We start from the raw sequence: 25,505 nt of genomic DNA, 5'->3' as shown, positions 1-25,505 counted from the left end.
CGCAAAGGGTTATCTTTGTAAGCGAAATAGTGAGCGTTCTTTGGCTATTCAAAATATTGTATATCAGTGCACTTAGATTTTTCTAAAATCAAAAGTATAAATGATTATGGAACAAATTAAATACTCTCAAGCATTCAAAAATGCGTGTGACAAATATTATGGAAACTATGAAACAATAGTCTCATACGGTACCAATCAAGCGAAGAATGTATTTCTTGGAGATAAAAACAATCAGGTTTGCAGATTTTGTGGCTGTAAGAAGGGAGAGGTTACTTTCAAAAAAGAAGCGCATGCTTTATCCAATTTGATAGGAAATGATCGTCTGTTTTCATATTATGAATGTGATGATTGTAATGGAAATAGATTTTCAAAGTATGAGAGCGAATTTTCAAACTACATGAAACTCTTACATTGTTTGTCACAAGTAAAGGGCAAGAGGGGTATTCCATCATACAAATCCCGGAAAGACGACTTTACACGTATAGATATTAAGGATTTTATTTCCGTATTGCAAAAAGAAGATGAAACTGCTATCGCTCATCTGGACAAAAAGAATAAGGTTATTCATTTTAAGGGTAAAAGAACATATACTCCAGTGAATGTATATAAATGCCTTCTTAAGATGGCTCTAACGGTCATGCCAGATAGCGAACTACTAGAAGTAACGAATGCCATGGATTTTTTGATGGATAGAAAAAACATAAAAGGGCAGCTCCTTGTTGGGTATAGGCAATATGGAGGAATTTCACCATTCCCAACTCCTGTCACAATGCTTTTCAAAAGAAAAGATGAGAGGCTGGAGGAAAATGTTCCTCTATATATGTTCCTGCTTGCATATGGCAACTTTGCATTTCAGTTTCAGATTCCATTCTGTCCTGCTGATAAATTCCTGTTTGGGAAAGAAATATCTATGCCATATATCCCAACTATTGCAGATACGATAATCCCACAACGACTGAAAGGATTAGATTTTAGTTCCTCTGAGAAAGTAATAAAAGAGGAATATGGCATGGATATGACATTCGAAGATATGAATCGCGATTGGTGGGTGACAATTAAATATGTTCTACAGCATCCGTGGGACTCACTTAAACGACTATTGGCGAATAATTTGTAATACAAAATATCTGCATTATGAAATTGATATCATTTAAGGAGTATGATGCTCTAAAGGCATATATGGAGCCAAAGTTACTTGAACTTTGGCTCCATGAGAATGAAGTAAGGAAAGAGCAAGGGATCGAAGAACTTAATTCATTTCAGACAGGTTTCCCTATAAATGAAATATATCATTACTATGTCGAGGGTGACCATAATTTCTATATAGTTTTTAATGTGTCATGCCATAGATTATTACAAGAAGGTATTATAGAAGCTCTTGAGGCTTTCCCTGAAAAATTTGGTACTGGTAATGCTATGGATGTCGTAGATGCACTATATGAGGGGAGTGTATTCAAGAGATTTGACAGTAAAGATAGATTTATTAAGTTCCTTGCTGAAAATGCCTGTTGTTATGTAGTATATGCAAACAAAGAAGGGTTTGGTGATATCTTAAGACTTGACACCTTTCGTAAAGTAGACGAATGCAATGGTAAGCAAGATGTATATGACTTTACAGGCGGTCTAATGCACGTACTCAAACATTTCTCATATGAGGGTAGAAATCTTGCTGTAGGCAAAGACGTTCATGATTTATTCGACCTAGAACACCTTGTATATTTAATTGCCATGGCATTCAGATTAAAAAATGGAGAAAAATGTAATTGGGAAGCTACTCAAGAACTAACAGAAGGTCCTATGCACGCAGTTTTCTACAAAGAAGAAACGACGGGGTTTTATTTCATCAAAACGTATCATAGAGTCAAAAAAAAACAATAATTTCTTTCACTGAAAAGAAGAAAAACAGGAAAAACCGATCACTTCTGCTCGTAAAGGGTTATCTTTGCAAGTGAAATAGTAAGCGTTCTTTGGCTATTCAGAATATTGTGTATCAGTGCACTTCGCTCATTTCTAAATCGTTACCCATACGATCTGCATTTAATCACAGAACCTTGTAAATTAGGTACTTAGCCAGAAATTATATTTTTTTATCGGACAGCAATATATTTTTTAATGATGTACGGGCGAGATATTCGTTGATATATTATTTATTACACGTTTTTCGGTGTGTTTGTTGAATATTTTGTACGCCACGTTTTGCGGTGTTGGATATATTTTTCTTTAATGATTGTGCGGGCGAGATAAATCTGCCCCTACGCCTACGGAATGTTCGTTGATATATATTTTGCGCAATAAATAAACTTTACGGAATTGTTCGTCGAATATTATACATTACAGGTTTTGCGGAGTTTGAATATGTTTTTTTTTTAATGATGTACGGGCGAGATAAATCTGCCCCTACGCCTACGGAATGTTCGTTGATATATTATTTATTACACGTTTTGCGGAGTTAATAATTATGATACCCCCACATTTTGCAGAGTTTTGCTGCTTTTATAAGAGGGCATTGTGTGTGCTGATGTTATTCGATTTCTGCAAGATGGCGAGCTTCGGGTGTTAAAAAATTCTTTATTTTGTTATATGGAATCACAAAAGTTGGTGTTCCAATGACATAAGCACCAATTTCGTAGAAACTATATATAAAAACAACTCCTTTTGGAGATAGGTAAGCTGTGTTATGGGGTAGTGGAATTATCCCATTTTCAATAAAAAGACTCTCCATTTCCTGTTTTACCGCTGCTTCTATTTTTGCTTTATCTTTTTCGTTGTGGCTTTCTATATCTCTAAAATAGCTTGCAACACCTTCTCGAAGTATGGGCTGAAGTGCTTTTTCGCTATGCGGTTTCAGCACGTTTTTAAGTTTTTTGCCTGTTTTTTTATTAAAAGTTGCGCCATATTCAACGCCGCCTCCATGCGGTCCACCCAAATAAGACATATACGATGATAAATATGTTACATATCGTTTTGTTTCGTGTTGCTTCATTACAAACATCGCAATGTCAGGCGTCCATGCAACTTCTTCGTCTTTTTGCTCACCTAAAATGCTGTTTAACTTTCTAAAAGTTGCTTTTGCATAATAGTTTATCATTCCTTTACCATCGGTAATATTTTTGTAGGCATTGGTTTTAACTTTTTCGTCTGAATATATAGCGGTGCAACTAAGCAGTTCGGACGAAAGGTAAGCACGAATTGAATCGATTAAGGGACGAGGTCCTGAAGTAGGAAAAGAATATGCAAAATCTAAATCAGCTGTTTTGGTATGATACGATTTACCAATTGAATCGACAACCAGTGGAATTTCCTTTTTTATTACAACAGTTTTTGTTTTTTGAGAAGGATATACCTTTCTATTTGCCACTTTTCTTACCGATATGGCTCTACTATCTTTGCAACCTACTATTGTTAAAACCAATATAAGCGAGGCAAAAATTAACAGTTTGCGTTTATTATTCATACGTGCTATGTTTGTAAGTATGTACAAAAATAGTAATTTCCAGCATATACTGCAAACATTGCCTTGTTTTTTGTGCAATATATTTTTAGGAAGTGTGTGTTTTTAATAATCTGAAATATAGGCACTTAGTTGTAGACTGCTAAAAAATGCTTAGCATAAGTGGAACCACTATTATTCTAAATATTTGTGTTATCTGGGCGATGTTTATGCCATAAAGTTTATATAACGGGGAGTTTATAAAAAAATAATTATGAATTTTGGATTAATAATTATTTTTTTGATGAATAATAATTAATTTTTCTTGTTTACTTTCGCTACTTTTTCGTTATTCTTATTGTAAGAATGGTATGGAGTGAGAAACTGAATGGGCTGATTTTGTTTGTTTGCCAGTTTTTGTTGTGCAGGAAGGCAAACTCTAATGATGATTTAATGGCTGAATGCTATAATTTGATGTTAGGTTGCAGTAAGACTGAATAGATTTGTTGCAATGTGGGTGGTTCAGTTTTAATTGTGGGTGATTTTGTTTTCAATATTTTATTTCAACTGTCAGATGTTATATATTTTTTATTCCAGTATTCGTTTATAAGTTTGTTTTCGAATTTCTTTCCAAATCCGAGTACTTTGCCATAAACTTTTTTGCGTTTAAGGTTGTAGTTTTTAACAAGATAGTGGAAAACATCTTCTATGTTGTTTATTTTTTGTTTTTTCGACTGTAATTTTATTGGCGAATACAAGATGAAGTTTCTATCTTCGAAACAAATTTTTAGTTCAACAATGTCGTTTCTTGTGTTTTTTAATATTCTTAGGTTGCGTAATTTATCTTTTGTGTTCTTATAAATCAGCACATTTTGTTTGTAGAAAGCTATGCTAACATCGTCTATTTCAATTCTTAAGGTGTAAAGAAGTGTCTTGTATATTGAGATGAATGAAATTACAATTAGTCCTCCCAAAACTTTCACGATGTGATAGGTGTTTGGTTTGCCAGAGAAAACAATATTGTATGCGTAAGTGCATAAACCAGAGGAGATAATGGCGATGAGTATAATTTTCCATTTCCCCCAAATTGTTACTTTTATATTGAATATCTTTTTCATTTTCAGTGCTTTACGGTTGTTGGCTTGCTTGGCATATATTCTGTAAATGCTTTAAGAGGATATTTAGTTTATTGTATTCGTTGCTTTCCATTTCCGAATGTGCCATTAGTCCGCAGAGGTTAGCGTAAAAGTGTTCCAACAGATGGTTTTGTTCTTGTTTTGTTGCATTTTTAAGTTTCTGAGCCATTGCCTTATATAGTTCTATTCTATTTTTATTGTTGGAAATGGTTGCCAGCTCAATTAAAGAATTTATTATTGTTTTCATCACTAAGAAATTCACTTTTTAGTTGTTTCTATTGTTGAGTGCGGTTAGTGTTACTGCCTATTTAACAGGTTGTTGCAACATTGTGTGTGCTAATTCTGCCTTATTTCACCACACTTTAAAATAGGGAAGATGTTTTCTTTTTGTGCAAATTTTATGCTTTGTCTGTTAGCATAACGTTGGTTTTTTGTGGATATTGTTTGGCGAATTATAATTACATTTTAAATAGCTTGTTGTTGTGTTTGTTTGTATATTTTAAAAATGTATTTTGTGATGTTTGTTGTATACATTTGCGATGCATAGTTCTGCAATATTTTTTTAGAACGGTTTGTGATGCCATTCCATATAATGTTGGCAGAAGGCAGTTGTTGCAAATGTAGAAAACATTTTTGCACTCTATTCATTAAAATACGCCCATTTTGTTTTGCTATGGAGCAGCGTTAAGTGTTTAGTTTATAGACAATTATCTGTCTGTTGCATCTAACTTGTGTTGTTTGTTAGCCATGCAGGAGTTAAAGTAAGCTTTATGGCAGCTTAACTTTGTCTCCGGCTTTAAGTCCTCGTTTGGCTATTTTTTTGTTAGCTTTTATTATGTTCTTTAGTCGAACGCCATATAGCTGGGCAATATCGTACAAACTTTCGTTGCTTTTTGCAGTGTGATATTGTTTGTTGAAGTTTTCTGGCACGTGATGTTTCTTTTTTCTTAGCCACACAATTTCGCCTTCATTAAGACGTGTGTCTTCGGGTTGTTCGTTATATTTTGCCAGTTTGTGGGCTTTTATACCAATTTCTCTTGCAATGTTTTCGTAGGTTTCGCCTGCATGCGCCGTAAGATAACAGTTGTCGTTGAAAGCTCTGAACTGTCTTGTTCGCATATCAATGTCTTCTTTCCTTGTTAGTTTGTTGTTTGGAACGAAGTCATCGTTTTTGTTCGGTTTCATTGTGTCGTATTCGTATAGTCTATACAACTCAATTATGTCAATCAGGCTATTTGCATATACCGGATTGGTAGCATATCCAGCCTGTTTTAGTCCGTGTGCCCAACCTCGGTAGTCGGTAATTGCGAGTTGAAACAAGCTGCTGTATCGTTTTCGTCCTCTTAAAAATTTGGAGTGGTCTTCGTAGCTTTCAATTGCGCTGCCATATACTCTGAAGCATTCTCCTTGTTCGTCGTCGTCTTGTGCAATTGTTGGTCCGGTCCAATCGTGGCATTTAATTCCGAAGTGGTTGTTAGCAACGGTTGCCAATCGGCTGTTTCCGGCTGCACTTTCTAGAACACCTTGTGCAAGAGTTATGCTTGCAGGTATTCCGTATCGTTTCATTTCTCTGATTGCGATGTTTTTATATTTGTTAAAATAGTTTTGGTATGCTTGGTTCCATTTTATTTTTGTTGCCGCTGTAGTCCAACAAATGTTTATTATGGTTGCTATTATAATGGTGAGGAGTCGTTTCATACCTTTTGTTCGTAAATGTGTGGACTGCAAATATACATTATTTCTGCTGAAGTTGAGAGCTTAAAGTTTTAAAAAAGTTAAAAACCGTATGATGTAATGCTGATAAAAACGGCTTTATGCTCCTGGCAAATGCTACCATAACCCAAAAAGTCAGATATCATAAAGTGAGATCGCGCCATAATGACATTCCTTCATTTCGGTACTTTCTGCATATTGTTTTGTTGTAATTGCGAAAATAATGCGAAGGCAGAATGTTACCCCCTGCCTCCATTTCCTAACTTATCAGATAATCTTTATATTCAAGACCTTATTTTCACAACTCCTAATCTGGGACATTACTGGCATATGGTATCGTATTAGAAACTATTTAATAATGAGAAATGGATATTTATATTTGTTAAATTTTGAAATTATTGAAATTAAATCATTTTTCTTTTCAGGCACAATCCATCCTGTGATATTATTTTGTAAACCAATATCTTCCTTACTTAATATAATTTGACTCTCATATAATTTATATCCATCTTGAATTATAATAAGTCTGCTATTAAGTGTAGACATATCTCCTCCTGTGTATAAAAAAGATACCTGCAATAATCTTTTTATGAGATAATTATTTTTTGTATAAAGAATTTTGTGGTGCGGTATCTCCTTAGGCAAATTCTTAACATCATACGAGTCCCAAATAATATACACAGAAAGTTTTGAGTTTGCCTTAGTATTGAATAGAGAAGACAATACTGTACGCTTTGTATTCCAAAGGCTTACGGTCATCAACATCTCCCGGTGTTATCATAAAATTGAGAAGCTCTCCTTTCTCATTGCAAATCAAATTCAATTTGAAACCGAAGAACCAACCCATAGAGCATTTTCCTCTTTGGGCTATACCTTTGAAAACCTTGTGAATATGTATTCTTTGGTTCTTGCAGACACGCAGTGGTTTGCTGTCAACAAAACTTATGCCCGTGCATTTGCCCAACAATACTTTCTTGATAAACAAAGCGAGTGGAATGACAACCTCCCTTTCCAATTCTACTATACGGTTGTATGAGACAATTTTAGGAAACAAATGACGCAGACGCTTACATACTTTTTCAAGATAGAAATGTTTAAAGCAGCGATAACCAGAGTCGTGAAAAAGAATCATTATTAGCATGACTTCTGCCTTTGACATCGTGGAATCTCGATGATACTTTCTTTTTCCAGTAGGCTTTAGCGTATATTTTGCCACCATTGCATCAAAAAACTTGCAGAAATCATCTGCCATACAAAATATTTCAGTAACTTTGTCCTCGGTGATCATAGCGATTTTTGTTTGTAATTGTTTGTAAATCAACACCTTAAAATTACAACAAATTTTGCTAATCACCAAATTTATAGACACTTATAATTCATCGAACTCACGTTATTTTAGGATATTTGCCTATTTGGCAGAAAACTGTTGGTAGTATGATAAATAAAAAATTTGAAAAGGGATGGGGTTCAATAACTTCACAATCATTTAGATGGACAGAAACTTTGCAAATGAGACGATAATGAAATTGAAGAATTTAATATATAGTTGTATTGTATTTTTATTTGGCTGTAATTCTCCCCAAATAGAGAATACTTACTTTATTGGGAATTGGAAAGCTGATGACGGCGCTGAAATAATGATTAATAAAGATGGCACTTGTGTCTTGAAATCTCTAAATTATAACATTATAAACACTGCAACCGATGAATTAAGGAAATTAAATACAAATGGTACATGGAAGATTGAAAAGGACGTAAACAGTGGTATCCTTTTTGGAATTAATGAAGGTATAAAAATAACTTATGATTTAGAAGATATGAGAGGGAAAGGTGGAATAATATTTTTTATTTCAGGTCAAGGCTTCAACGAGGATAATCCACCATGGGATTTATTTATATGGAAAGGTGATCCTGATGAAATGGTAAAATATAAATTTATAAAACAATACGATAAGTAATATGCTAAATTGAGTATCATGATGTTTTGGGAGGTAATGACAAAATAACAATAGAAGCAAAATGGCAAATAAAAAAATGAAATTAATAATGTATCTTTACTTTGTACTCTTTTGTTGTTGTACAAATACAAATAACAGAAAAGATAGCAAAGAGGATTTTTATACAAGGACTTCAGGTTGGGATTACATGAGGATACCTCTAATTAAACCTTTCGAAGTAACGTGCACCGATAATGTCCAGTGGATTGTAGATACAAAAATTCCTCCGACAACTATTCAAAATATACAGGGACCGAGCGATGTTAAGAGAGTGGGCGTATATCCTCCGTATATATTATTATATTGTAAAGGAGAACCGATAGTTTCCGGACAGCCAGTCAAAGAAGCATGGTTTATTATTAATGCTAATGAGAATAGGATTTATGGCTTTAAGACACAAAAAGACTTTCTTTTATTTGCATCAGATTGTCGATTATCTAATCTTAAAACATTTGATGTAAATAATATTTGGCAATCTTTTTCTAATGGGAAAGCATTGCCGTGGACAAAGAATATTGATAAATATAAACAATGAAATCATCCATTTAACGTGAATTCGTTGAATTCACGTTAATTATTTTTTGTATAAAGAATTTTGTGGTGCGGTATCTCCTTAGGCAAATTCTTAACATCATACGAGTCCCAAATAATATACACAGAAAGTTTTGAGTTTGCCTTAGTATTGAATAGAGAAGACAATACTGTACGCTTTGTATTCAATTTGTCTTTAATTATCATATTATTTTTCTCTTTAGACAAATCAATAAAAAAGGGACTATTAAAGCAAATAACAATTAAAAATAAAGTCCCAATAATAGTGCTTAATTTGATTATTTTATTTCTTACCATTTTTCTTTACTTGATGTCCTTTATTTTTTCTATAATGCTGATGAAAAAAAGAAAGGCTGGGTACTTTTTGTCCCCAGCCTGTGTTATGATGAGATGAATTTTATTTGGAATTACTTACCTTCCTCCATTTTCTTTTTGAGATCGGCTAGTACACCAAGGTCGCCAAGCGATGTTCCTGCTGCAACGTTGTTTATTTGTGAAGCTTGTTCAGCATGTTTTTTGTTGTTGCTGCGTTGGCGTCTTGGTTGTTCTTCTTTTGGTGCTTCGTATGTTCTTGAATGTGATAGAATGATACGTTTTGTATCTTTCACGAATTCGATAACAACGAATGGTAATTCTTCTCCGAGTTGTGCTTGTGTACCATCTTCTTTCACGAGATGTTTAGGAGTTGCAAATCCTTCGCCACCTTCGTTGAGAGTAATAACGGCGCCTTTATCCATAACCTCTGTAATTTTACCAGTGTGTACAGATCCAGGTGTGTAAATAGACTCGTATGTATCCCATGGATTGGTTTCGAGTTGTTTATGTCCGAGACTCAATCTACGGTTTTCCTTGTCTATTTCTAGCACAACTACGTCTATTTCGTCGCCTACGTGTGTAAATTCAGATGGGTGTTTCACTTTCTTAGTCCATGACAAGTCAGAGATGTGTATAAGTCCATCTACGCCTTCTTCGAGTTCTACGAATATACCGAAGTTAGTAAAGTTGCGTACTTTAGCGGTATGTTTAGAGCCGATAGGATATTTTGCTTCGATGGTTTCCCATGGGTCTTCTCTGAGTTGCTTAATGCCGAGAGACATTTTGCGTTCGTCGCGGTCTAATGTGAGTACAACTGCTTCAACCTCGTCGCCTGCTTTCATAAATTCTTGTGCAGAGCGTAGGTGTTGGCTCCAGCTCATTTCTGAAACGTGTATTAATCCTTCTACACCTGGTTGAATTTCAACGAATGCTCCGTAGTCAGCCATAACAACGACTTTACCCTTAACGTGGTCGCCCACTTTAAGATTTGGATCGAGTGCGTCCCATGGGTGTGGTGCGAGTTGTTTTAAGCCGAGTGCGATGCGTTTCTTTTCTTCATCGAAGTCGAGAATAACGACATTGATTTTCTGGTCGAGTTCAACAACTTCGTGTGGGTCGTTGATGCGTCCCCATGATAGGTCTGTGATGTGAATGAGTCCGTCTACGCCGCCGAGGTCAACGAATACTCCATACGATGTAATATTTTTAACAACGCCTTCGAGAATCTGTCCTTTTTCGAGGTGAGATATAATTTCTTTGCGTTGTGCTTCAAGTTCTGCTTCGATGAGTGCTTTGTGTGAAACAACCACGTTACGGAATTCTTGGTTGATTTTTACTACTTTGAATTCCATTGTTTTGCCCACAAACATATCGTAGTCGCGTATTGGGTGAACGTCAATTTGGCTACCTGGAAGGAATGCTTCGATGCCGAAGACATCAACAATCATACCACCTTTGGTGCGACTCTTGATGTAACCTTGAATAACAGCATCGTCTTCGAGAGCCTTGTTTATGTTCTCCCAACTCTTTTGCAGGCGTGCTTTTTTGTGTGAAAGAATAAGTTGTCCACCTTTGTCTTCTTGGTTTTCAACGTAAACTTCAACCTTGTCTCCTACTTTTAGTTCGGGATTGTAGCGGAATTCTGATGCTGGTATAATGCCATCGCTTTTGTAGCCGATGTTCACTATTACTTCTTTTTTGTCGATGGAAGTTACAACGCCTTCTACAACTTGGTGTTCTTGGATTTTGTTTAGGGTGTTGTCGTAAGATTTTGTTAGTTCGTTTTTGTCGCCACTAACGGTTCCACCGTTTTCAAATTCCTCCCAGTTGAAGTCTGACAAGGGATTGACGTCTTTGAAATTTGTCATAAATGATTTTAAAAATGTTTGTAATTAATAAAGTTAGACTTTATGTGAAAATACTCTCTTGTGGGGTATAAACCCCACTTAGGGTGCAAAGTTACTAATAATAATCTGTAAATAAGTAAGTTCTGCTGATTATTTTTCTTTTTTTTGTCATCATTGTCCTCCTTCTATAAATGGTGTGGAGAATATAGATATTGATGAGTTTGCTATTAGAAAAGTATATGTATATAAGACAATCGTTGTGTATTTGTACAGCAGCCTGATTATCTATGTAGGTTGCTGGCAAGAGTACGAAAGCAAGTCTCAATTCTGAGAAGAACTTTCTGTTTTAAACTCACACAAATCATCAAATATACATATACAATATAGCCATATATGAAGCCGATAAGGCTCAGGTTAATGAAACCTTGTAGTTTCTTTTTCCTATCTTCACAACATATACTCCTTGTGGTAAAGGAACTTCCATACGTTTAGACACTTGTCCCTTCCAAACAACCTGTCCATTGATATTATATACATTTACGAATGCAGGGTCATGGGCACCACCTATTGTCTCGATATGCAATGTGCCATCCTTTCCGTACACCTTGTATGCATCGGTCGGCATGGTTGGCGTACTGATGGAAGTCGGCCATTGCCAAGCCTCCAACTCTACAATATTCTTGAACTCCGAAAACACCTCAGAGGCACGGTAGGCATCGGCTGAGCCTTTCGGAACATAGAGAGTTACCAACTCTTCATTACAATCTTCGAATGGTAAATATGGAGAAATAGCAGTAGGTTCATTTGTTTTAGGAGGAGTAATCGGACGGGAATAAACTTTTTTCAGATTGCGATTGTTCCAAAACGCATTCCTGCCAATAAAGGTCACACCTGCCGGAATGTCAATGGAATCCAAAGGTGCACTGTCAAAGGCATTTTCTTCGATGCGTGTGACAGAGGAGGGAATTTCTATCTTATGAAGTTTAAGGTTCCAAAAAAAAGCTCTTTTGCCAATTCGTGTGATTTCGTCCGGAATATTCACTTCTTCCAAATTTTCACACCAATAAAAAGTATCATCTCCTATCTCGGTTAATTTATCGGTAAGAATTGTTGCCTTGCGCAATCCTCCCATACCGTCGAAAGCACCCCTTAACACTCTCACATTCTTGGGTACTACCACTTCTTCAATCGTTCTAATCCCATAATATGCCGCGCCATCCAAGATTTCAACTGTTTCAGGTAAAATGGCAATAGAGGCAGGGGCTTTGAGGCAGCCATAAAAAACACCACTGTATATCTCTCTAACTTCCGATGGAATATTAACCTCTTCCAACTTTATGCAATTTCCAAACAATAATTCATTAAGGACCTTAAGCTTTTCGGGGAGTTTAACCTTTCTTATTTCTACGCTATAAAAAAGCAGATTCTTACCTATTTCTTCCACACTTTCGGGAATAATCAACTCTTTGAGAAGCACATTGTAACTAAAGGCTCCCTTGCCTATTTTCTTGAGCGTTTTGGGTAGTTTATAGTCTTTGATGTAACTGAAATAAAAAGCCTTATCGGGCAGAGCATCATTCACCATACGAGCATCTTCCAAATCTAAATGACGTAGGTTCGTTTTGAAGTCATCTTCTTTTTCCTGCATTATTTTCAAAAACTTCTCAACTTTCATTCCTGTAGGCTTTGGAACACCAGGCCAACACAGGTGGTGTAGAAAAGCAATGTCTCTGTCGTTAAGTGTTCCCGTTACACGAATACGGGTGAGTTCTTCGGCTCCCGGTCCTATCACTTCTTGCAACGTACCTGGAGTTTCCACGTGATATTCCTGCGCTTGGGCTGTCATTGTGCATATCAGCAACAATAGTATTGAGTAAAGTCTTGATTTCATAATTTATTGAATTTATGATTAATATAATAAGGAGGAGGGAAATGATTCATAGATGAGTTTCTCATATCCATACTGATCTGCCGCCAATATTCTAACATTTCCATTGGGCGAGGTGAACTTTATGCTTCCACTTGCGAAGATACCAGAAATATTATTTGCCTCATTTTTGTTGAACGATAATACTGTTTCGTCTTGCGACAAAACTTTTGTAATATCCGTTTCAAAACTCTGTGCCTGTATATTTAAAATGCAGGTAAAGCCAAAGACGAGGGTTAAAAAAAGTAGGTCTTTTTCATAACTGTTGTGTTTTAAGGGTTAATAAATAGGTACCATAATCAATGTGTCCTCCTTTCTGTAACTATGGCTTTGTGATGATATGTTTACCGACTATATGCTTTACTACGTCTGTTAATTTAAGACTTCTTGTCGCAAATCTACATGAATATTTTTACAATTGCAAATATTTTCTGTTTTTTTTAAGAAATTCGTTTTATGGTGAATTTTCTGTAGACTTAACCAGCCAAATGTAACATCATAATTTCTATTTATGGTTTATATGGTGGGGTGGGCGTTGTGTTTTTTGTGTTTTATTGTTTTTTTGTGTCGATTGTGTTTTAGACGTCTTTCGCAATTGTTTTAGATATCTGTAACGATTGTTTTAGACGTCTCTCGCAATTGTTTTAGACGTCATAGCAAATTGCTGTTTTTATGGTTCGGTTTTGTGGCGTTCTAAAGGTGTTTATTGGGTTGCTGAATGGGGGGTCTTTTGTGCTGTGCTATGTTGTGTTGTTTGCTATTGTAAATTGCTTATTAGCAATGTGTTTCTGTGCGTTTGGTTTTATTAGAATGTATATTGTTACGTTGGTTTTCTTTTTTTGTTGGTACAATTATTTCTGTTTTTTTGTTTGCTATCTTTATCTGGTGTGGTTTGTTTTATTTTTGTTTATTGTGTTCGCAATGCGCAAAACGGCAATGTGTTTGCAATTTTAGGTGTGCATTTTTTTACGTTTTTGGCATTGCGAAAACAAAGTGTTGCTTAGTCGAGTATTCCTCCTTTGGTTATGGCAAATTTGCCTGCGCCTGTGAAACATAGAGTTGCTGCCCCTAAGAGGTAGAGCATGGGTAGTTCTATTGCCCAGCCGCCAGTGGTTGCATCTATGCTAAATATATGTGTTGCGTGAGTCATTAATATGGCAACCACCATGTTTCCTACCATTATGGTTGCTGCTGCGCGTGTCCAGATGCCTAACACTATCATTATAGAGCCTATAAGTTCGGCTGCTACGGAGAACCATGCTATGAATGATGGGAGACCGATGTTTTCGAGCATTTTCTCTATAAATGTGTATCCTCCCATTGCTTTTGCTATTCCGTGAAACAGCATTAGTCCGCCAACATTAAGTCTAAGAAGCAGCAAACCAAAGTTGTTGCTGCGCATAAAGTTGTTGTTAAATATCATAATTCAGTTTTTTTTATTTTACATTCTACACCTTATTTATATATATACAGAATAGGTGTGTGTGGTGTGTGTATGTGTTGTTTATTCTAATTCAGAAAGTTCTAACCAGCGCATTTCTTTTTCGTCTAATTCGTCTTTCTTTTTTGGCAAACTAATGCTAATTTGTGTAAGTTGTTCTACCGCGAGCGAGCCAGAGCATAGTTGTTGTTCCATTTTTGCAATCTCGTTGTTTAGTTTTTCAATTTCGTTTGCAAGCATTTCGTATTCTCGTTTTTCTTTATAGCTCATTCGTTTGCGCGTATCGTTGTGATAGTTGCGCTGTGTTGTGGTTTTCTTTTCTTTAGTTTTGTTGTCATCTATGGTATCTTTGCTTTTTAAAGTTTCGTATTCCCTATATTGCGTATAGTTGCCGGGGAAGTCTTGTATTTGTCCGTTACCTTTAAAAATAAGCAGATGGTCTACAACCTTATCCATGAAATAGCGGTCGTGCGATACAATTATAACACAGCCAGGAAAGTCTTGCAGATATTCCTCAAGAATTTGAAGTGTTTGTATATCAAGGTCGTTAGTAGGCTCATCAAGAATTAAGAAGTTAGGGTTTCGCATTAATACGGTACACAAATATAGCTTTCGTTTTTCTCCTCCCGACAGTTTAGCCACATAGTTGTGTTGCATTTCGGGTGTAAACAGAAAGTAGTTCAAGAATTGCGATGCCGTCATGTGTCGTCCGCCTCCCAGGTCAATATAATCGGCAATATCGGTAATAATGTCTATCACCTTTTGTTCTTCTTTGAATTTCAGTCCTTCTTGCGAAAAGTAGCCAAACTTTACAGTTTCTCCTATGTCGAATTTACCATTGTCGGGCTTTACAATTCCAAGTAACATTTTAATGAAAGTAGACTTTCCGGTGCCGTTGTTTCCCACTATTCCCATTTTTTCGAAGCGTGCGAAGTTGTAGTAGAAGTCTTTTAGAATTACCTTTTCGTTGAACGCTTTCGAAACATATTGGCATTCAAAAATTTTGCTACCAATATAAACGTTAGAAGCCTTTAGCCTTACTTGTCGTTCTTCTATTCGTTGTAGAGCCTTTGTTTGCAGTTCGTAGAAAGCCTCTTCACGGTAGCGTGCCTTGTGTCCGCGTGCTTGCGGTTGCCTTCGCATCCATTCTAATTCTGTTCTGTATAAGTTGTTAGCCCGTGCAATTTCTGCCCGTGTGTTGGCAATTCGCTCTTGTCGTTTTTCTAAATAAAACGAATAGTTTCCCCTATATGTATAGATGGTTTGGTTGTCGAGTTCGAGAATAATGTTACACACATTGTCCAGAAAGTATCTGTCATGTGTAACCATTAGTAGCGTTTTGTTTCCTCTTGCTAAAAATCCTTCTAACCAAACAATCATTTCCAGGTCGAGGTGGTTGGTAGGTTCGTCAAGAATCAGCAAATCGGGTTCCAATATCAGCACGTTAGCCAGTGCAACCCGCTTTTGCTGTCCGCCACTAAGCTGTCCCATTGGTTGGTTCAGATTGGTTATTTTTAGTGTGGTAAGAATTTGTTTTGCCTTTAGCACCTTGTCGGGATCGCCCTTGTGATTGAAACACGCATCAAGTACCGATTCTTCCGGATTGAATGCAGGGCTTTGTTCCAAACAGCTCACACGCAAGTTGTTTCTATAAATGATGGCTCCCGACTCGTAGCCTTCTTTTCCTGTGAGAATAGAGAGTAGGGTAGACTTTCCTGTTCCGTTTTTCGCAATTAGTCCAACATGTTGTCCTTCTGCAATAGAGAAAGAAATTTCGTTGAACAGTGTTTGCGCTCCGAAACGCTTAGATAGTTTTTGAACGTCTAAATAAGGAATTTGTGCCATAGCTTATTTGGCAGTATCTTTAGCAACAGAAGCGTTTATGGCTTCTATATAGTTTAGCAATTCTTCTTTACCACTTTTCTTTTCTGCCGATGTAATAAAGTATGGCGGTGTAGTTTCCCACGTGTCCTCCAACTGTTTTATCCATGCTTCGGCGTTGGCTTTAGCCTTTCCCACCGATAGTTTGTCGGCTTTTGTAAACACTATAGAGAAAGGTATATTGCTTTGCCCCAACCAGTCTACGAACTCACGATCTATTTTTTGCTGCTCGTGGCGTATGTCGATAAGCACGAATACGTTCACGAGCTGCTTGCGTTGCAATATGTATTGCGCAATCATCTGTTCGAGTTTGTTGCGCACAGTCTTCGAATTCTTTGCATAGCCGTAGCCGGGAAGGTCTACTATATACCATTCTTTATTAATTATAAAGTGGTTTATTAGCAATGTTTTACCGGGCTTAGCCGATGTTTTAGCTAGTCCTTTATGGTTGCAAAGCATATTTATCAGGCTCGATTTACCCACATTCGACCGTCCTATAAATGCATATTCGTTTTTTGTATCAACCGGACACTTCGTTATAGAAGGCGACGACAGCGTGAATTCTGAAGATTTTATTATCATATTAACGAGTTTTATTGCATATCGTACACTACCTGCATAAGTTTTTTGCCCAGAGCGTCTGCCTCTTCCATAGTGCCGGCTTCGCTGTAGACACGTATAATGGGTTCGGTGTTCGACTTGCGAAGGTGCACCCATGCAGTGGGGAAGTCGAGCTTAACGCCATCAATGTCGGTTACTTGTACGTCTTTTTCGTTTCCATAAAGTTGTTTCACCTTCTCCAATATAGCATCTACGTTGGTTTCAGGTGTAAGGTCTATGCGGTTTTTTGCAATGAAGTATTCTGGATAGGTTTTACGCAATTGGCTTGCTGTGATGCCTTTTTGTGCCAACGAACTAAGGAAGAGCACTATTCCTACCAGTGCATCGCGTCCGTAATGGCTTTCTGGATATATTACACCGCCATTGCCTTCGCCCCCAATAACAGCTCCCACTTCTTTCATTTTTGTAGTAACATTCACTTCGCCAACAGCGGCAGCGTAGTATTTTCCGCCATGTTTTTCGGTAACATCGCGTAGTGCTCGTGTTGATGATAGATTGCTAACGGTGTTTCCTTTTACATGGTCGAGAATGTAGTCTGCCACACTTACCAGTGTGTATTCTTCGCCGTACATAACACCGTCTTCACGTATGAAAGCCAGACGGTCCACATCGGGGTCTACAACAATACCAAGGTCGTATCCGCCCTTCTTTATTTCTGCCATAATACCGCCCAGATTTTTCTCTATTGGTTCAGGGTTGTGAGCGAAATCGCCTGTTGGATTGCCGTTTAGTAGCGTATATTCCACTCCAATTTGCTGTAGCAATTTAGGCAGAATAACACCTCCCACGGAGTTTATAGTGTCTACACAAACACGAAATTTGCGTTTCTTAATAGCGTCTAAGTCTGCCAATTCTAATGCTTTTACGGCATCTATGTGTCGTTGGTCAAACGAGTTGTCTTCTTTGTAGCTACCCAATTGGTCTACATCGGCATAGTTAAAGTTTTCTTTTTCTGCAATATCCAAAACGGCTGCTCCGTCTGCTGCTGTTAGAAATTCGCCCTCGTTGTTCAGCAATTTCAGTGCATTCCATTGGCGTGGGTTGTGCGAAGCTGTAATTATAATGCCTCCGTCGGCGCCTTCCATGCGCACAGCCAGTTCGGTGGTTGGTGTGGTTGCCAAGCCAATGTTCACAACGTCGGCTCCAATACCCATAAGTGTGCCACACACTACATTTTTTACCATTTCGCCAGAGATGCGTGCGTCGCGTCCGACAACTATTTTTAGCTTTTTTCCTGGTTGCTTACTTGCAATGTAAGTAGCGTAAGCCGATGTGAATTTTACAATGTCAAGTGGATTTAAAGTGTTACCCGTTGGTCCGCCTATGGTACCACGTATTCCTGAAATAGACTTTATTAGTGTCATATTCTATATAAGTTTAAAGCCACGACAACGTGTGTGTAGTCGTGGCGTGTTTGTTGTTTTTTTGTTGTTACACTCCTCTTTGGAAAGTTATGTCGTATGCACATGCAAGCACCTCTTTGCTTGCAAAGCTTTGTCCTTGTGCCGATGGAACAATTAAGCGCACGTGTGCTAACTGGTCGGTAGCGCTTGTTATGCGACCCAGTTTTATGTAAGGTAGTGGCACTAACCAACCTTTTGGCACCGATTCGCTTTTATATACTTGTGCCATAAGGCTCGAAGATTTGTCGAACGAGGCTGTAAACGTTCCACTGGTTCGCGTAACTAACATCTTGTCTACTATACCGTCCCATCGCAAGTTTCTGTTAGATAGCATCAACGTATCGCCTTGCACGTTGGTTTCGTCGAACCTACAGAGCACGGTTGCTGTTTCGCCGTTTTTTAGTTTTTCGCCTGTTCCTTCGTTAACAATTTGCATATACACGCCCGAATTGTTTAAAAGAACATACTGGTTTTTGCTTACATCGGTTTTGTTGCCTTGCTTTTCGAACTGGGCTTCCGATATAACGTTTATTCCATGTTTTACTATAAACGTATTTATAGACTTGCGTTCGCGTTTCAATTGTTTGTCGTAAGAGTCGTTATCGCTACACGATGTAATGGCAATTGCACCTAACACGATGGCAAGTAGAAAGATAATCTTCTTCATTTGCTATATTTCTGTTTCCTTATATATTGATTGCAAAGGTAGCAAAATAAAACAAAAACACGTGTAAAGTGATGCCATAAAATATATAAAATATTGTAATTCGGTTTTGTTTCGTTTGTGTTGTGTTACAAAAAGAGGCGTTATGCTTCGGACATTTAAAATATTTGGAGAGGAGGGGATACAATTGTAAGAAATTCTATTCAGACGTTACCATTTTTTTAGAAACATATTGTTGGTCAGCAGTTTATAAGAGTGCATAGCACAATATATTGCAGCATAAAAAAAGGTATATGCGTTATTTGGATTGTTGCATTTTATGCATTGCGCAATAGGGACATAAAGGCTGTAGTTTTTTGTGATATCTAAACCGCAATTCACAGACGTCTGTGGCAATCGTTTCAGACGTCTAAACCGCACGTTACAGATATCTAAAACGTAAGTGGTTGATATTTAACGATAGTTTCTAATATTTTTCAATGCGCCATTTGTCAGCGTTCATTCCACCAAATATGTTTAATGATTGGTGCATTTGTCAGCGTTCATTCCGCCAAATCTGTTTAATGATTGGTGCATTTGTCCACGTTCATTCCGCCAAATCTGTTTAATGATGGTTGCATTTGTCCACGTTCATTCCACCAAATCTGTTTAATGATTGGTGCATTTGTCCACGTTCGCCCCTACGCCTCACGGTGTGTCTATGAACAGGTGTTACACACAATGAAAAACCCCCACGCTGTGTGCGTGAGGGTGTTGGCATTATTATTTTAGAAAACTAAGTTGAACCCGAAGCGAATTCCATGTTTAGAAATGCCCGGTAAGTTAGTATAGGTAAGACGTCGGACGTAATCAACCTCGAACATTTTAAATATGTTGTGTACACCAATTACAAGTTCCAAGTAAGGATTTTTGTTCATAACGTTGGTGCCTTCTGGAAACTTATACAGCTTTGTGTCGGCAGCATTCTGTGGCAACAATGGGTTATTCTTATCGGTGAGATGCCCCCACATTCCTTTAAATGCAATATATTCGCGCCACTTTAGTCGTTTAATAAGTGGGAGGCGGTTGAATATTTTTCCTTCCAAATCCCACGCAAGGTTGAATTGTGCATATCGGTCGTTAAGAAATTCCATATTTTCCATAAGGTTGAACGACCCCTGATGTTCGAAGAACGATGTATTAACAGGTGGCATAATTAGCAGATAGTAAGGCACTTTGTTCCACTGTGCGCCTGCTTTTATGCGAACGTCTAATTTTCCCCAGCTTCCAAACCATATACGTTTATATGCAGAAAGTTCGGTTAAGTTGTAGTTAAACTCTCCGCCCAGCATATTTTTTATGCCGAAGGTGTGCGTTAGTGTGAACTTTGGTGCATCTGCATTAACCTCGAATCGTTGCTGTTTAGAGTTTATGTAAGTTTGTCCGGGTCGGTAGTCGAGACCAATGGTGAACGATGTTGTGCGCACTTTGTAGACCAGCGAACCATTCATACGTTCGTAAACCAGTTTTCCCATTGGTTTATTACTTTCGGTACTTAGTTCTAACTGTGTAGCCAACCCATAGTCTGTTTCCCATTTAAAGCCCACCTTTTGCCTGTTATATAAGTAAAGTTTTTCAACCTTAACCGGTCGGAACGCCATAAAAATATTGTCTTTGTTGTGCACCAAATATTTATCTGAAGGCGATTCTAAGTCTCTTCCCGATTCAATATATAGTGTACGAATAGGAAACTCAGTGGGTTGATACTCAGGTTTATTAAACGAGTATGTTAGTTTAGAGCCATAATAATGATTCTTAGATTTTGTTCCGTAGGCATAATATCCCTCAGCAAACCAGTGTGGACTAAGGTTAGCCGTAGTTCGTGCTGCCGCTCTTAACCGAATACCATCGATGTAGTTTTTGGATAGAAATGTATTTATCGGACCAATATCTATTTTGCTTGGTGTTTTATCTGAGCCAGTTTCTATAAAGTTCTCTGCAAAAACTTTCACTGCAAACATCACGGTTTTAAAGCCCTTTGTTTGTCCCATGCGTTTAATAAAGTTGCCCATGTTTTGTTCGCTTTTGCTTAGTGTGGTACTACGGTGCTGTGCCCAAAACTCATCGTTGCGCATTTTTGCGTTAGGGTCGTAAGTTTTCTTTGCTTTCCCCTTGAATAGCTGTGGGTCGATAGTGTTAAACGAATAGTTTTGCAGACTGGTTGTGCGCACTACAAGTATTTGTCGTAGCATGCTAACCAACTCCAATTCAGCCATCATATCATCTTTTGTAAGCACCCACTCGCCACTTTCAGGCAGTTTACTATATTCTTGTTTAAACTTCATAGCCGCAACAAAGTTTACACCAGTTCCTGCTGGTAGTTGCATATCGCACTTTCTAACGTGTAAGGAGCTATCGTTTAGCACATATAACTCGCCTCTGAATCCAAAGTCTTGTGGGTTTGCAGGCATAAACTGTAGTCGAATGCACTCATCGTTGTCCACTTTTAATGTATCGTCTATGTAGAAATGGTAGAACGAAATAGCAGCCGAACCAATTGGCGATGGAAATCGTGCTTGTAGCAAATCAATTTGGTCGTCGTACAAGTCAATATCCTTAAACAAGTCTTTCACAACCGTATTAATGGCATCACCAGTTTGAATGAGTTGCGAAATACCCTTTGTGCTTTGTCCTTTTATTATATCTTTTTCGTCTTTAGGATTCTTTCTGTATATGTGTTGCGTAACGGTTTCGTCTACCGATATAGGTAGAATCATTTTGTTATTGTAGGGGCACATCTCCACTTGCTCTCTTAGCCACGGTGCATTCTTAAACATTCCCACTTCTAATTGTGCCTGCGTAATGTTGTTTAATGCCATTGTAACCTTCTGATACTTATCGTATTGATAGAAGTCGTGGTTGTTTAAGTTTGTTTTGTGCTTAGCCGCTATAACCCTTCGCATAAGTTCTACAGCCGGATTATCTTTTCTGGAGTAGCGGTGTCGTCGTTTGGCTTTTATAACAACGCCTTCCAGTTGTTTCGACGACGATATTAATGTTATGAGAACATTGTCTGGAGTTTTCTCTGTGATTTTTATTTTTCGTGGTTTATATCCCACCGATGTAATTTCGAGTAGTTCTCCGTTGTGCCTTGCAATGTTAAAAATGCCGTGCTGATTAGCAGCCGTTGTAATTTTTAGACTTCTATATGTGGCATTTGCATACGCAATAGTGTCTTGTGTTTGAGCGTCAATCACGGTGCAATGCAGTTCTTGCGCCGTTGTAGTTGTTATCCCAATGAATAGTCCGAGTAGCAAGAACGCTATTCTTGCTACTCGTATTTTTTGTGTTATGTTAGTCAATTTCTTCATCAGCTTCGTAGCCGCCCATTTCGCGGATTGCATTCTTGAGCATTGTATATTGCTCAAATAGGTTGTTTACAGCCTCTTCTCCGCGTGTAAAATCGTGCATTGGACTTTTTAGGTAGAAGCTTAAGAAGCGTTGAATACCATAGCGTCCGTCTCGTGCAGCAAGGTCGCTTAGTAGCGCGAGGTCTAACAATAGCGGTGCTGCGAGTATAGAGTCGCGGCAGAGGAAGTTTATTTTAATTTGCATTGGATAGCCCATCCACCCAAAGATGTCTATATTGTCCCAGCCTTCTTTGTCGTCGTTGCGTGGCGGATAGTAGTTTATTCGTACTTTGTGATATATGTTTCCATACAAGTCTGGTTGTTCATCGGCTTTGCAAATGGTTTCTAATGTAGACAGTTTGCTTACCTCTTTTGTACGGAAGTTAGCAGGTTCGTCGAGCACGAGTCCGTCTCTATTGCCCAGAATATTTGTTGAAAACCAGCCGTTGAGACCTAACGAGCGTGTTTTTATGATGGGTGCGAATCCCGATTTAACGAGTGTCTGCCCAGTTTTAAAGTCCTTTCCTGCAATTGGCATACGTGTTTTCTCAGCCAATTGCCACATTGCCGGAATATCTACAGTGGTGTTTGGTGCTCCCATTATAAATGGACAGCCTTCTGTTAGTGCTGCATGTGCATAACACATTGATGGAGCAATGTGTTCGCAATCGTCGGCTTTCATTGCTGTTTCTAACTTCTCTAACGTGCTGTGGTAGTCTTCTTCGTATGGCACATATATCTCTGTAGATGCAGCCCATAGTACCACTACGCGGCTCACTTCTGTTTCCTGTTTGAAGTTTCTTATATCTTTGCGTAGTTCCTCTACCATTTGCCAGCGTGTAAGGTTTTTCTTCACATTGTCGCCGTCTATGCGTTTTGCATAGTTCTTATCGAAGGCAGCTTTAAATGGTTTTATAGCTTCTAGCTCGCTGCGTACAGGCTCAATGTCTTTTGCCTTTAGAACTTCGGCGTAAACGGCAGCTTGATAAGCGTTTTGTGGATATACGTCCCATGTGCCGAAAACGATATCATTCATATCGGCAATAGGTACAATGTCTTTGTAGTGTAGATATTTCTTGTTGTTTCCTTTTCCAACACGAATTTTGTCGTATTGTGTCATTGCTCCAATAGGCTTTGCTAAGCCTTTGCGTGCCATTAGAACTCCGGTCATAAAAGTAGTTGCAACGGCTCCACACCCCACAACCATAATTCCTAATTTACCTTCTGCGGGTGCAACTTTTCCTTGTTTCATTATTTATTGGTTTTAAATATTAAACGGTTATATAGACTTTTTATTGCAAGTAGGTATTCAAAAATAGCGTGTATGTGTTTGGCTATTGTTGTTCTTTTTGGTGTTTACTAATATTTTTCTGCCTCTTTTCTGCTGTTTTGCCATCTTTTGTGGGTGGTGCTGTGTGTTGTTTTCTTTTTTTGCTATTGGAACACTCACTGAGCATCTGGCTTTAATATATTGGTAATTGCTTATGGATACCTGCTTAATATTATATTTCCTCTTATGTTTCTTTATGTATTTAGTTCTTTCAAACTTGTTATTATGCGGTCTGCCACGCCTTGTTCTGGTTCGTTGTTTTGCCAGCTTTCTCCTTTTATCCATACAGTTTTGCAACCGATGGTGTGGGCTGGTACAATATCTTTTTCGTAGCTATCGCCTACAACTGCTACATTTTGTGCAGGCAATTGTAGTGCTTCTATGCCCAGTTGATAGATGCGTGGATTGGGTTTGCGTATTTTTACCACTGCGCTTTCTATTATTTTGCTGAAGATTCCGTCTAAGTTGAATTCTTGTAACACTACTGATATGTTTCCATAGAAGTTGCTTACCAGTACGAGTGGATATTTATTTCTAAGTTTCAATAGTTCTTTCTTGCTTTGTTGTGTGGTTTCTGCAGTGTCTGCGTATATTTTTTCTACTATGTTTGTGTAGTTTTTGGCAAATGCGAAGCCTGTTTCTGCAATTATTCCTTGCCGTTGCAGATATTGGAACTGTAGTTTTATTTTTTCTTCTAATGTGCGGCGGAATGTGAAGTTGGGCTGAATTATGGGTGTTTTGCCTAACGTTTGTTCTGCATAGACGTAGGCTTTACGATATTGTTGTTCGGTTATGGGTAGTTTAAGTTGCTGATATGTGTGCCATATTTTTATGCCCCAATGGCAGCCAGCGGTGTCTATGGTACCACCATAGTCGAATATATATCCTTCTATCATAGTGTGTTAGGTGTTTAATTGTTGGTACATTGTTTTACAAAGTTCTTCGTGTTGTTTGTGCATATACATGTAAACTGCGGTGTAAACAACTATTTCTATAATGAGATATACCCATGGGCAGTTTGCCAAAACTGTGATGTATATAATGATTGCGCGCGAGTTGAACGTTAAGAAGTTGGTGAGTGGCATAAGCGGGCGGCTACCTTTAAGGAACTGTTCTTTCCATTCGCTTGGTATGTTTTCTACGTTCTGACCGTATCGTTCGGTTAGTTTGTGTTGTAGTTTCTGAAATTCGGGTGTGCGTCGTTCCTGACTTTTACAATAGTTTTGGTAGTTGTTGTGAAATGCTTTGTCCCAGAATCTGCCTTTCTTTCCTTTTAGGCTTTCTACAATGGCGTGTTCTGCTGCATAGCTATCCAGTTCTGACCCTGCTTTGCCTTTTAAGAAATAGAGATGAATTTGCCTATAGTAGTCTGCTAGTGAGCTTTGTTGCGAATGACAAACTATGCCGGCTATGGCTGCTAATGCTAATGCGAGTGGGCCCCATTGTTCGGCTGTTCCCGGCATTGGTTGGTGCCAGAGTCGTAGCGAGATGGCAAGATAGATAGCAACGAACCATGTGTCGCCTGCAAAACCGTCTAAGCATCGTCCTTTCATAGACCGCTGGTTGGTGAGTCGGGCGAGTTGCCCATCGGTTGAATCGCAGAGGTTTGCTAATATCAAGAGTATTACACCTATTATATTATAGTACAGATTTTGAAAGTAGAACATTGCTCCTGCTGCTATGCCCAGCACTATTGACAGAAGTGTTATGGTGTTGGGTGTTACACCTAAGCGATGCCACAGTAGGGCGAAAGCCAAACCTATGGGGCGTGTAAAGTGTATGTCGAGCCACTCTTCGGTGTCGTCCGATTTCATAGAAGCTTTTAATAGCTCGCCAAATTTTTTGTTTTCTATGTTCAT

General features: G+C 38.0%; 21 protein-coding genes and 1 pseudogene. 4 read left to right on the top strand and 18 right to left on the bottom strand.

Annotated features, from left to right (window positions below):
* Nucleotides 1–106: 106 nt before the first annotated feature.
* Nucleotides 107–1,117 (top strand): hypothetical protein, encoded by a 1,011-nt coding sequence (locus tag HMPREF9144_RS12285; RefSeq protein WP_211307787.1) that lies wholly within the window; start codon nucleotides 107–109, stop codon nucleotides 1,115–1,117.
* A 17-nt stretch (nucleotides 1,118–1,134) separates the two neighbouring features.
* Entirely contained in the window at nucleotides 1,135–1,878 is a 744-nt protein-coding gene (locus HMPREF9144_RS12280) for a hypothetical protein (RefSeq protein WP_006046461.1), read from the top strand.
* 643 nt (nucleotides 1,879–2,521) lie between these two features.
* Here the strand turns inward: HMPREF9144_RS12280 and HMPREF9144_RS12275 are convergent.
* The 6 genes and pseudogenes from HMPREF9144_RS12275 to HMPREF9144_RS12245 all read right to left on the bottom strand — a co-directional run.
* Nucleotides 2,522–3,454 (bottom strand): RsiV family protein, encoded by a 933-nt coding sequence (locus HMPREF9144_RS12275; RefSeq protein WP_006046460.1) that lies wholly within the window; start codon nucleotides 3,452–3,454, stop codon nucleotides 2,522–2,524.
* A 539-nt stretch (nucleotides 3,455–3,993) separates the two neighbouring features.
* Complete coding sequence (locus HMPREF9144_RS12270) at nucleotides 3,994–4,548, bottom strand: hypothetical protein (RefSeq protein ID WP_006046458.1); 555 nt, start codon at nucleotides 4,546–4,548, stop codon at nucleotides 3,994–3,996.
* A gap of 10 nt (nucleotides 4,549–4,558) precedes the next feature.
* Entirely contained in the window at nucleotides 4,559–4,813 is a 255-nt protein-coding gene (locus tag HMPREF9144_RS12265; protein WP_006046457.1) for a hypothetical protein, read from the bottom strand.
* A 521-nt stretch (nucleotides 4,814–5,334) separates the two neighbouring features.
* On the bottom strand, nucleotides 5,335–6,264 hold the full coding sequence (locus tag HMPREF9144_RS12255) for a glucosaminidase domain-containing protein (protein ID WP_006046455.1): 930 nt from the start codon (nucleotides 6,262–6,264) through the stop codon (nucleotides 5,335–5,337).
* A gap of 363 nt (nucleotides 6,265–6,627) precedes the next feature.
* Nucleotides 6,628–6,924, bottom strand: coding sequence for a hypothetical protein (locus HMPREF9144_RS12250; RefSeq protein WP_146739260.1), 297 nt, complete (start codon nucleotides 6,922–6,924; stop codon nucleotides 6,628–6,630).
* An 82-nt stretch (nucleotides 6,925–7,006) separates the two neighbouring features.
* A pseudogene (locus HMPREF9144_RS12245) lies at nucleotides 7,007–7,567 on the bottom strand (IS982 family transposase); the annotation flags it as partial.
* 202 nt (nucleotides 7,568–7,769) lie between these two features.
* Here HMPREF9144_RS12245 and HMPREF9144_RS12240 point away from each other — a divergent pair.
* Both HMPREF9144_RS12240 and HMPREF9144_RS12235 read left to right on the top strand, forming a co-directional pair.
* Nucleotides 7,770–8,237: a hypothetical protein gene (locus HMPREF9144_RS12240; protein ID WP_006046452.1), complete on the top strand. Its 468-nt coding sequence runs from the start codon at nucleotides 7,770–7,772 to the stop codon at nucleotides 8,235–8,237.
* Between the two features lie 76 nt (nucleotides 8,238–8,313).
* Complete coding sequence (locus HMPREF9144_RS12235) at nucleotides 8,314–8,811, top strand: hypothetical protein (protein WP_115083582.1); 498 nt, start codon at nucleotides 8,314–8,316, stop codon at nucleotides 8,809–8,811.
* A 424-nt stretch (nucleotides 8,812–9,235) separates the two neighbouring features.
* Here the strand turns inward: HMPREF9144_RS12235 and rpsA are convergent, their stop codons facing one another.
* The 12 genes from rpsA to HMPREF9144_RS12175 form a co-directional block, all read right to left on the bottom strand.
* Entirely contained in the window at nucleotides 9,236–11,011 is a 1,776-nt protein-coding gene (rpsA, locus tag HMPREF9144_RS12225) for a 30S ribosomal protein S1 (RefSeq protein WP_006046449.1), read from the bottom strand.
* Nucleotides 11,012–11,399: 388 nt separating this feature from the next.
* A complete protein-coding gene (locus HMPREF9144_RS12220) occupies nucleotides 11,400–12,881 on the bottom strand; it encodes a leucine-rich repeat domain-containing protein (protein ID WP_040595820.1) in 1,482 nt (493 codons plus the stop codon).
* An 18-nt stretch (nucleotides 12,882–12,899) separates the two neighbouring features.
* Nucleotides 12,900–13,082 carry a hypothetical protein gene (locus HMPREF9144_RS13130; protein ID WP_006046446.1) on the bottom strand — a complete coding sequence of 61 codons (183 nt, stop codon included), beginning with the start codon at nucleotides 13,080–13,082 and terminating at the stop codon, nucleotides 12,900–12,902.
* 835 nt (nucleotides 13,083–13,917) lie between these two features.
* Nucleotides 13,918–14,340, bottom strand: a complete 423-nt coding sequence (locus HMPREF9144_RS12215) for a DoxX family protein (protein ID WP_006046445.1) — start codon at nucleotides 14,338–14,340, stop codon at nucleotides 13,918–13,920.
* An 81-nt stretch (nucleotides 14,341–14,421) separates the two neighbouring features.
* The gene (locus HMPREF9144_RS12210; RefSeq protein WP_006046444.1) at nucleotides 14,422–16,203 is read right to left on the bottom strand and encodes an ABC-F family ATP-binding cassette domain-containing protein; all 1,782 of its coding nucleotides are present in this window, start codon (nucleotides 16,201–16,203) and stop codon (nucleotides 14,422–14,424) included.
* A gap of 3 nt (nucleotides 16,204–16,206) precedes the next feature.
* Nucleotides 16,207–16,821: a ribosome biogenesis GTP-binding protein YihA/YsxC gene (gene yihA / locus HMPREF9144_RS12205; protein WP_006046443.1), complete on the bottom strand. Its 615-nt coding sequence runs from the start codon at nucleotides 16,819–16,821 to the stop codon at nucleotides 16,207–16,209.
* 11 nt (nucleotides 16,822–16,832) lie between these two features.
* The gene (gene glmM / locus HMPREF9144_RS12200) at nucleotides 16,833–18,224 is read right to left on the bottom strand and encodes a phosphoglucosamine mutase (protein ID WP_006046442.1); all 1,392 of its coding nucleotides are present in this window, start codon (nucleotides 18,222–18,224) and stop codon (nucleotides 16,833–16,835) included.
* Nucleotides 18,225–18,291: 67 nt separating this feature from the next.
* Nucleotides 18,292–18,930 (bottom strand): BamK family beta-barrel-assembly machinery protein, encoded by a 639-nt coding sequence (gene bamK / locus HMPREF9144_RS12195; protein WP_006046441.1) that lies wholly within the window; start codon nucleotides 18,928–18,930, stop codon nucleotides 18,292–18,294.
* Nucleotides 18,931–19,694: 764 nt separating this feature from the next.
* Nucleotides 19,695–22,277, bottom strand: coding sequence for a DUF5686 family protein (locus HMPREF9144_RS12190; protein WP_006046439.1), 2,583 nt, complete (start codon nucleotides 22,275–22,277; stop codon nucleotides 19,695–19,697).
* On the bottom strand, nucleotides 22,261–23,568 hold the full coding sequence (locus HMPREF9144_RS12185; protein ID WP_006046438.1) for an inositol-3-phosphate synthase: 1,308 nt from the start codon (nucleotides 23,566–23,568) through the stop codon (nucleotides 22,261–22,263). Before HMPREF9144_RS12185 ends, HMPREF9144_RS12190 begins: the two co-directional genes overlap by 17 nt.
* A gap of 272 nt (nucleotides 23,569–23,840) precedes the next feature.
* On the bottom strand, nucleotides 23,841–24,542 hold the full coding sequence (locus HMPREF9144_RS12180) for an HAD family hydrolase (RefSeq protein ID WP_006046436.1): 702 nt from the start codon (nucleotides 24,540–24,542) through the stop codon (nucleotides 23,841–23,843).
* Nucleotides 24,543–24,548: 6 nt separating this feature from the next.
* Nucleotides 24,549–25,505 (bottom strand): CDP-alcohol phosphatidyltransferase family protein, encoded by a 957-nt coding sequence (locus HMPREF9144_RS12175; RefSeq protein ID WP_006046435.1) that lies wholly within the window; start codon nucleotides 25,503–25,505, stop codon nucleotides 24,549–24,551.

Origin of the sequence: Prevotella pallens ATCC 700821 (genome assembly GCF_000220255.1) — a bacterium.
Taxonomy (GTDB): domain Bacteria; phylum Bacteroidota; class Bacteroidia; order Bacteroidales; family Bacteroidaceae; genus Prevotella; species Prevotella pallens.
Note: the sequence above shows the minus strand (reverse complement) of the source record. Positions and strands in the feature narration are given on the sequence as shown.

Excerpts from the sequence above, each read along its gene's own strand:
- bamK (WP_006046441.1), bottom strand. The coding sequence starts at position 18,930 with ATGAAGAAGATTATCTTTCTACTTGCCATCGTGTTAGGTGCAATTGCC.
- HMPREF9144_RS12285 (WP_211307787.1), top strand. The coding sequence starts at position 107 with ATGGAACAAATTAAATACTCTCAAGCATTCAAAAATGCGTGTGACAAA.
- HMPREF9144_RS12185 (WP_006046438.1), bottom strand. The coding sequence starts at position 23,568 with ATGAAACAAGGAAAAGTTGCACCCGCAGAAGGTAAATTAGGAATTATG.
- rpsA (WP_006046449.1), bottom strand. The coding sequence starts at position 11,011 with ATGACAAATTTCAAAGACGTCAATCCCTTGTCAGACTTCAACTGGGAG.
- HMPREF9144_RS12235 (WP_115083582.1), top strand. The coding sequence starts at position 8,314 with ATGAAATTAATAATGTATCTTTACTTTGTACTCTTTTGTTGTTGTACA.
- HMPREF9144_RS12175 (WP_006046435.1), bottom strand. The coding sequence starts at position 25,505 with ATGAACATAGAAAACAAAAAATTTGGCGAGCTATTAAAAGCTTCTATG.
- glmM (WP_006046442.1), bottom strand. The coding sequence starts at position 18,224 with ATGACACTAATAAAGTCTATTTCAGGAATACGTGGTACCATAGGCGGA.
- HMPREF9144_RS12280 (WP_006046461.1), top strand. The coding sequence starts at position 1,135 with ATGAAATTGATATCATTTAAGGAGTATGATGCTCTAAAGGCATATATG.
- HMPREF9144_RS12265 (WP_006046457.1), bottom strand. The coding sequence starts at position 4,813 with ATGAAAACAATAATAAATTCTTTAATTGAGCTGGCAACCATTTCCAAC.
- HMPREF9144_RS12275 (WP_006046460.1), bottom strand. The coding sequence starts at position 3,454 with ATGAATAATAAACGCAAACTGTTAATTTTTGCCTCGCTTATATTGGTT.
- HMPREF9144_RS12240 (WP_006046452.1), top strand. The coding sequence starts at position 7,770 with ATGGACAGAAACTTTGCAAATGAGACGATAATGAAATTGAAGAATTTA.
- HMPREF9144_RS12180 (WP_006046436.1), bottom strand. The coding sequence starts at position 24,542 with ATGATAGAAGGATATATATTCGACTATGGTGGTACCATAGACACCGCT.
- HMPREF9144_RS12215 (WP_006046445.1), bottom strand. The coding sequence starts at position 14,340 with ATGATATTTAACAACAACTTTATGCGCAGCAACAACTTTGGTTTGCTG.
- HMPREF9144_RS12210 (WP_006046444.1), bottom strand. The coding sequence starts at position 16,203 with ATGGCACAAATTCCTTATTTAGACGTTCAAAAACTATCTAAGCGTTTC.
- HMPREF9144_RS12220 (WP_040595820.1), bottom strand. The coding sequence starts at position 12,881 with ATGAAATCAAGACTTTACTCAATACTATTGTTGCTGATATGCACAATG.
- yihA (WP_006046443.1), bottom strand. The coding sequence starts at position 16,821 with ATGATAATAAAATCTTCAGAATTCACGCTGTCGTCGCCTTCTATAACG.
- HMPREF9144_RS12255 (WP_006046455.1), bottom strand. The coding sequence starts at position 6,264 with ATGAAACGACTCCTCACCATTATAATAGCAACCATAATAAACATTTGT.
- HMPREF9144_RS12190 (WP_006046439.1), bottom strand. The coding sequence starts at position 22,277 with ATGAAGAAATTGACTAACATAACACAAAAAATACGAGTAGCAAGAATA.
- HMPREF9144_RS12270 (WP_006046458.1), bottom strand. The coding sequence starts at position 4,548 with ATGAAAAAGATATTCAATATAAAAGTAACAATTTGGGGGAAATGGAAA.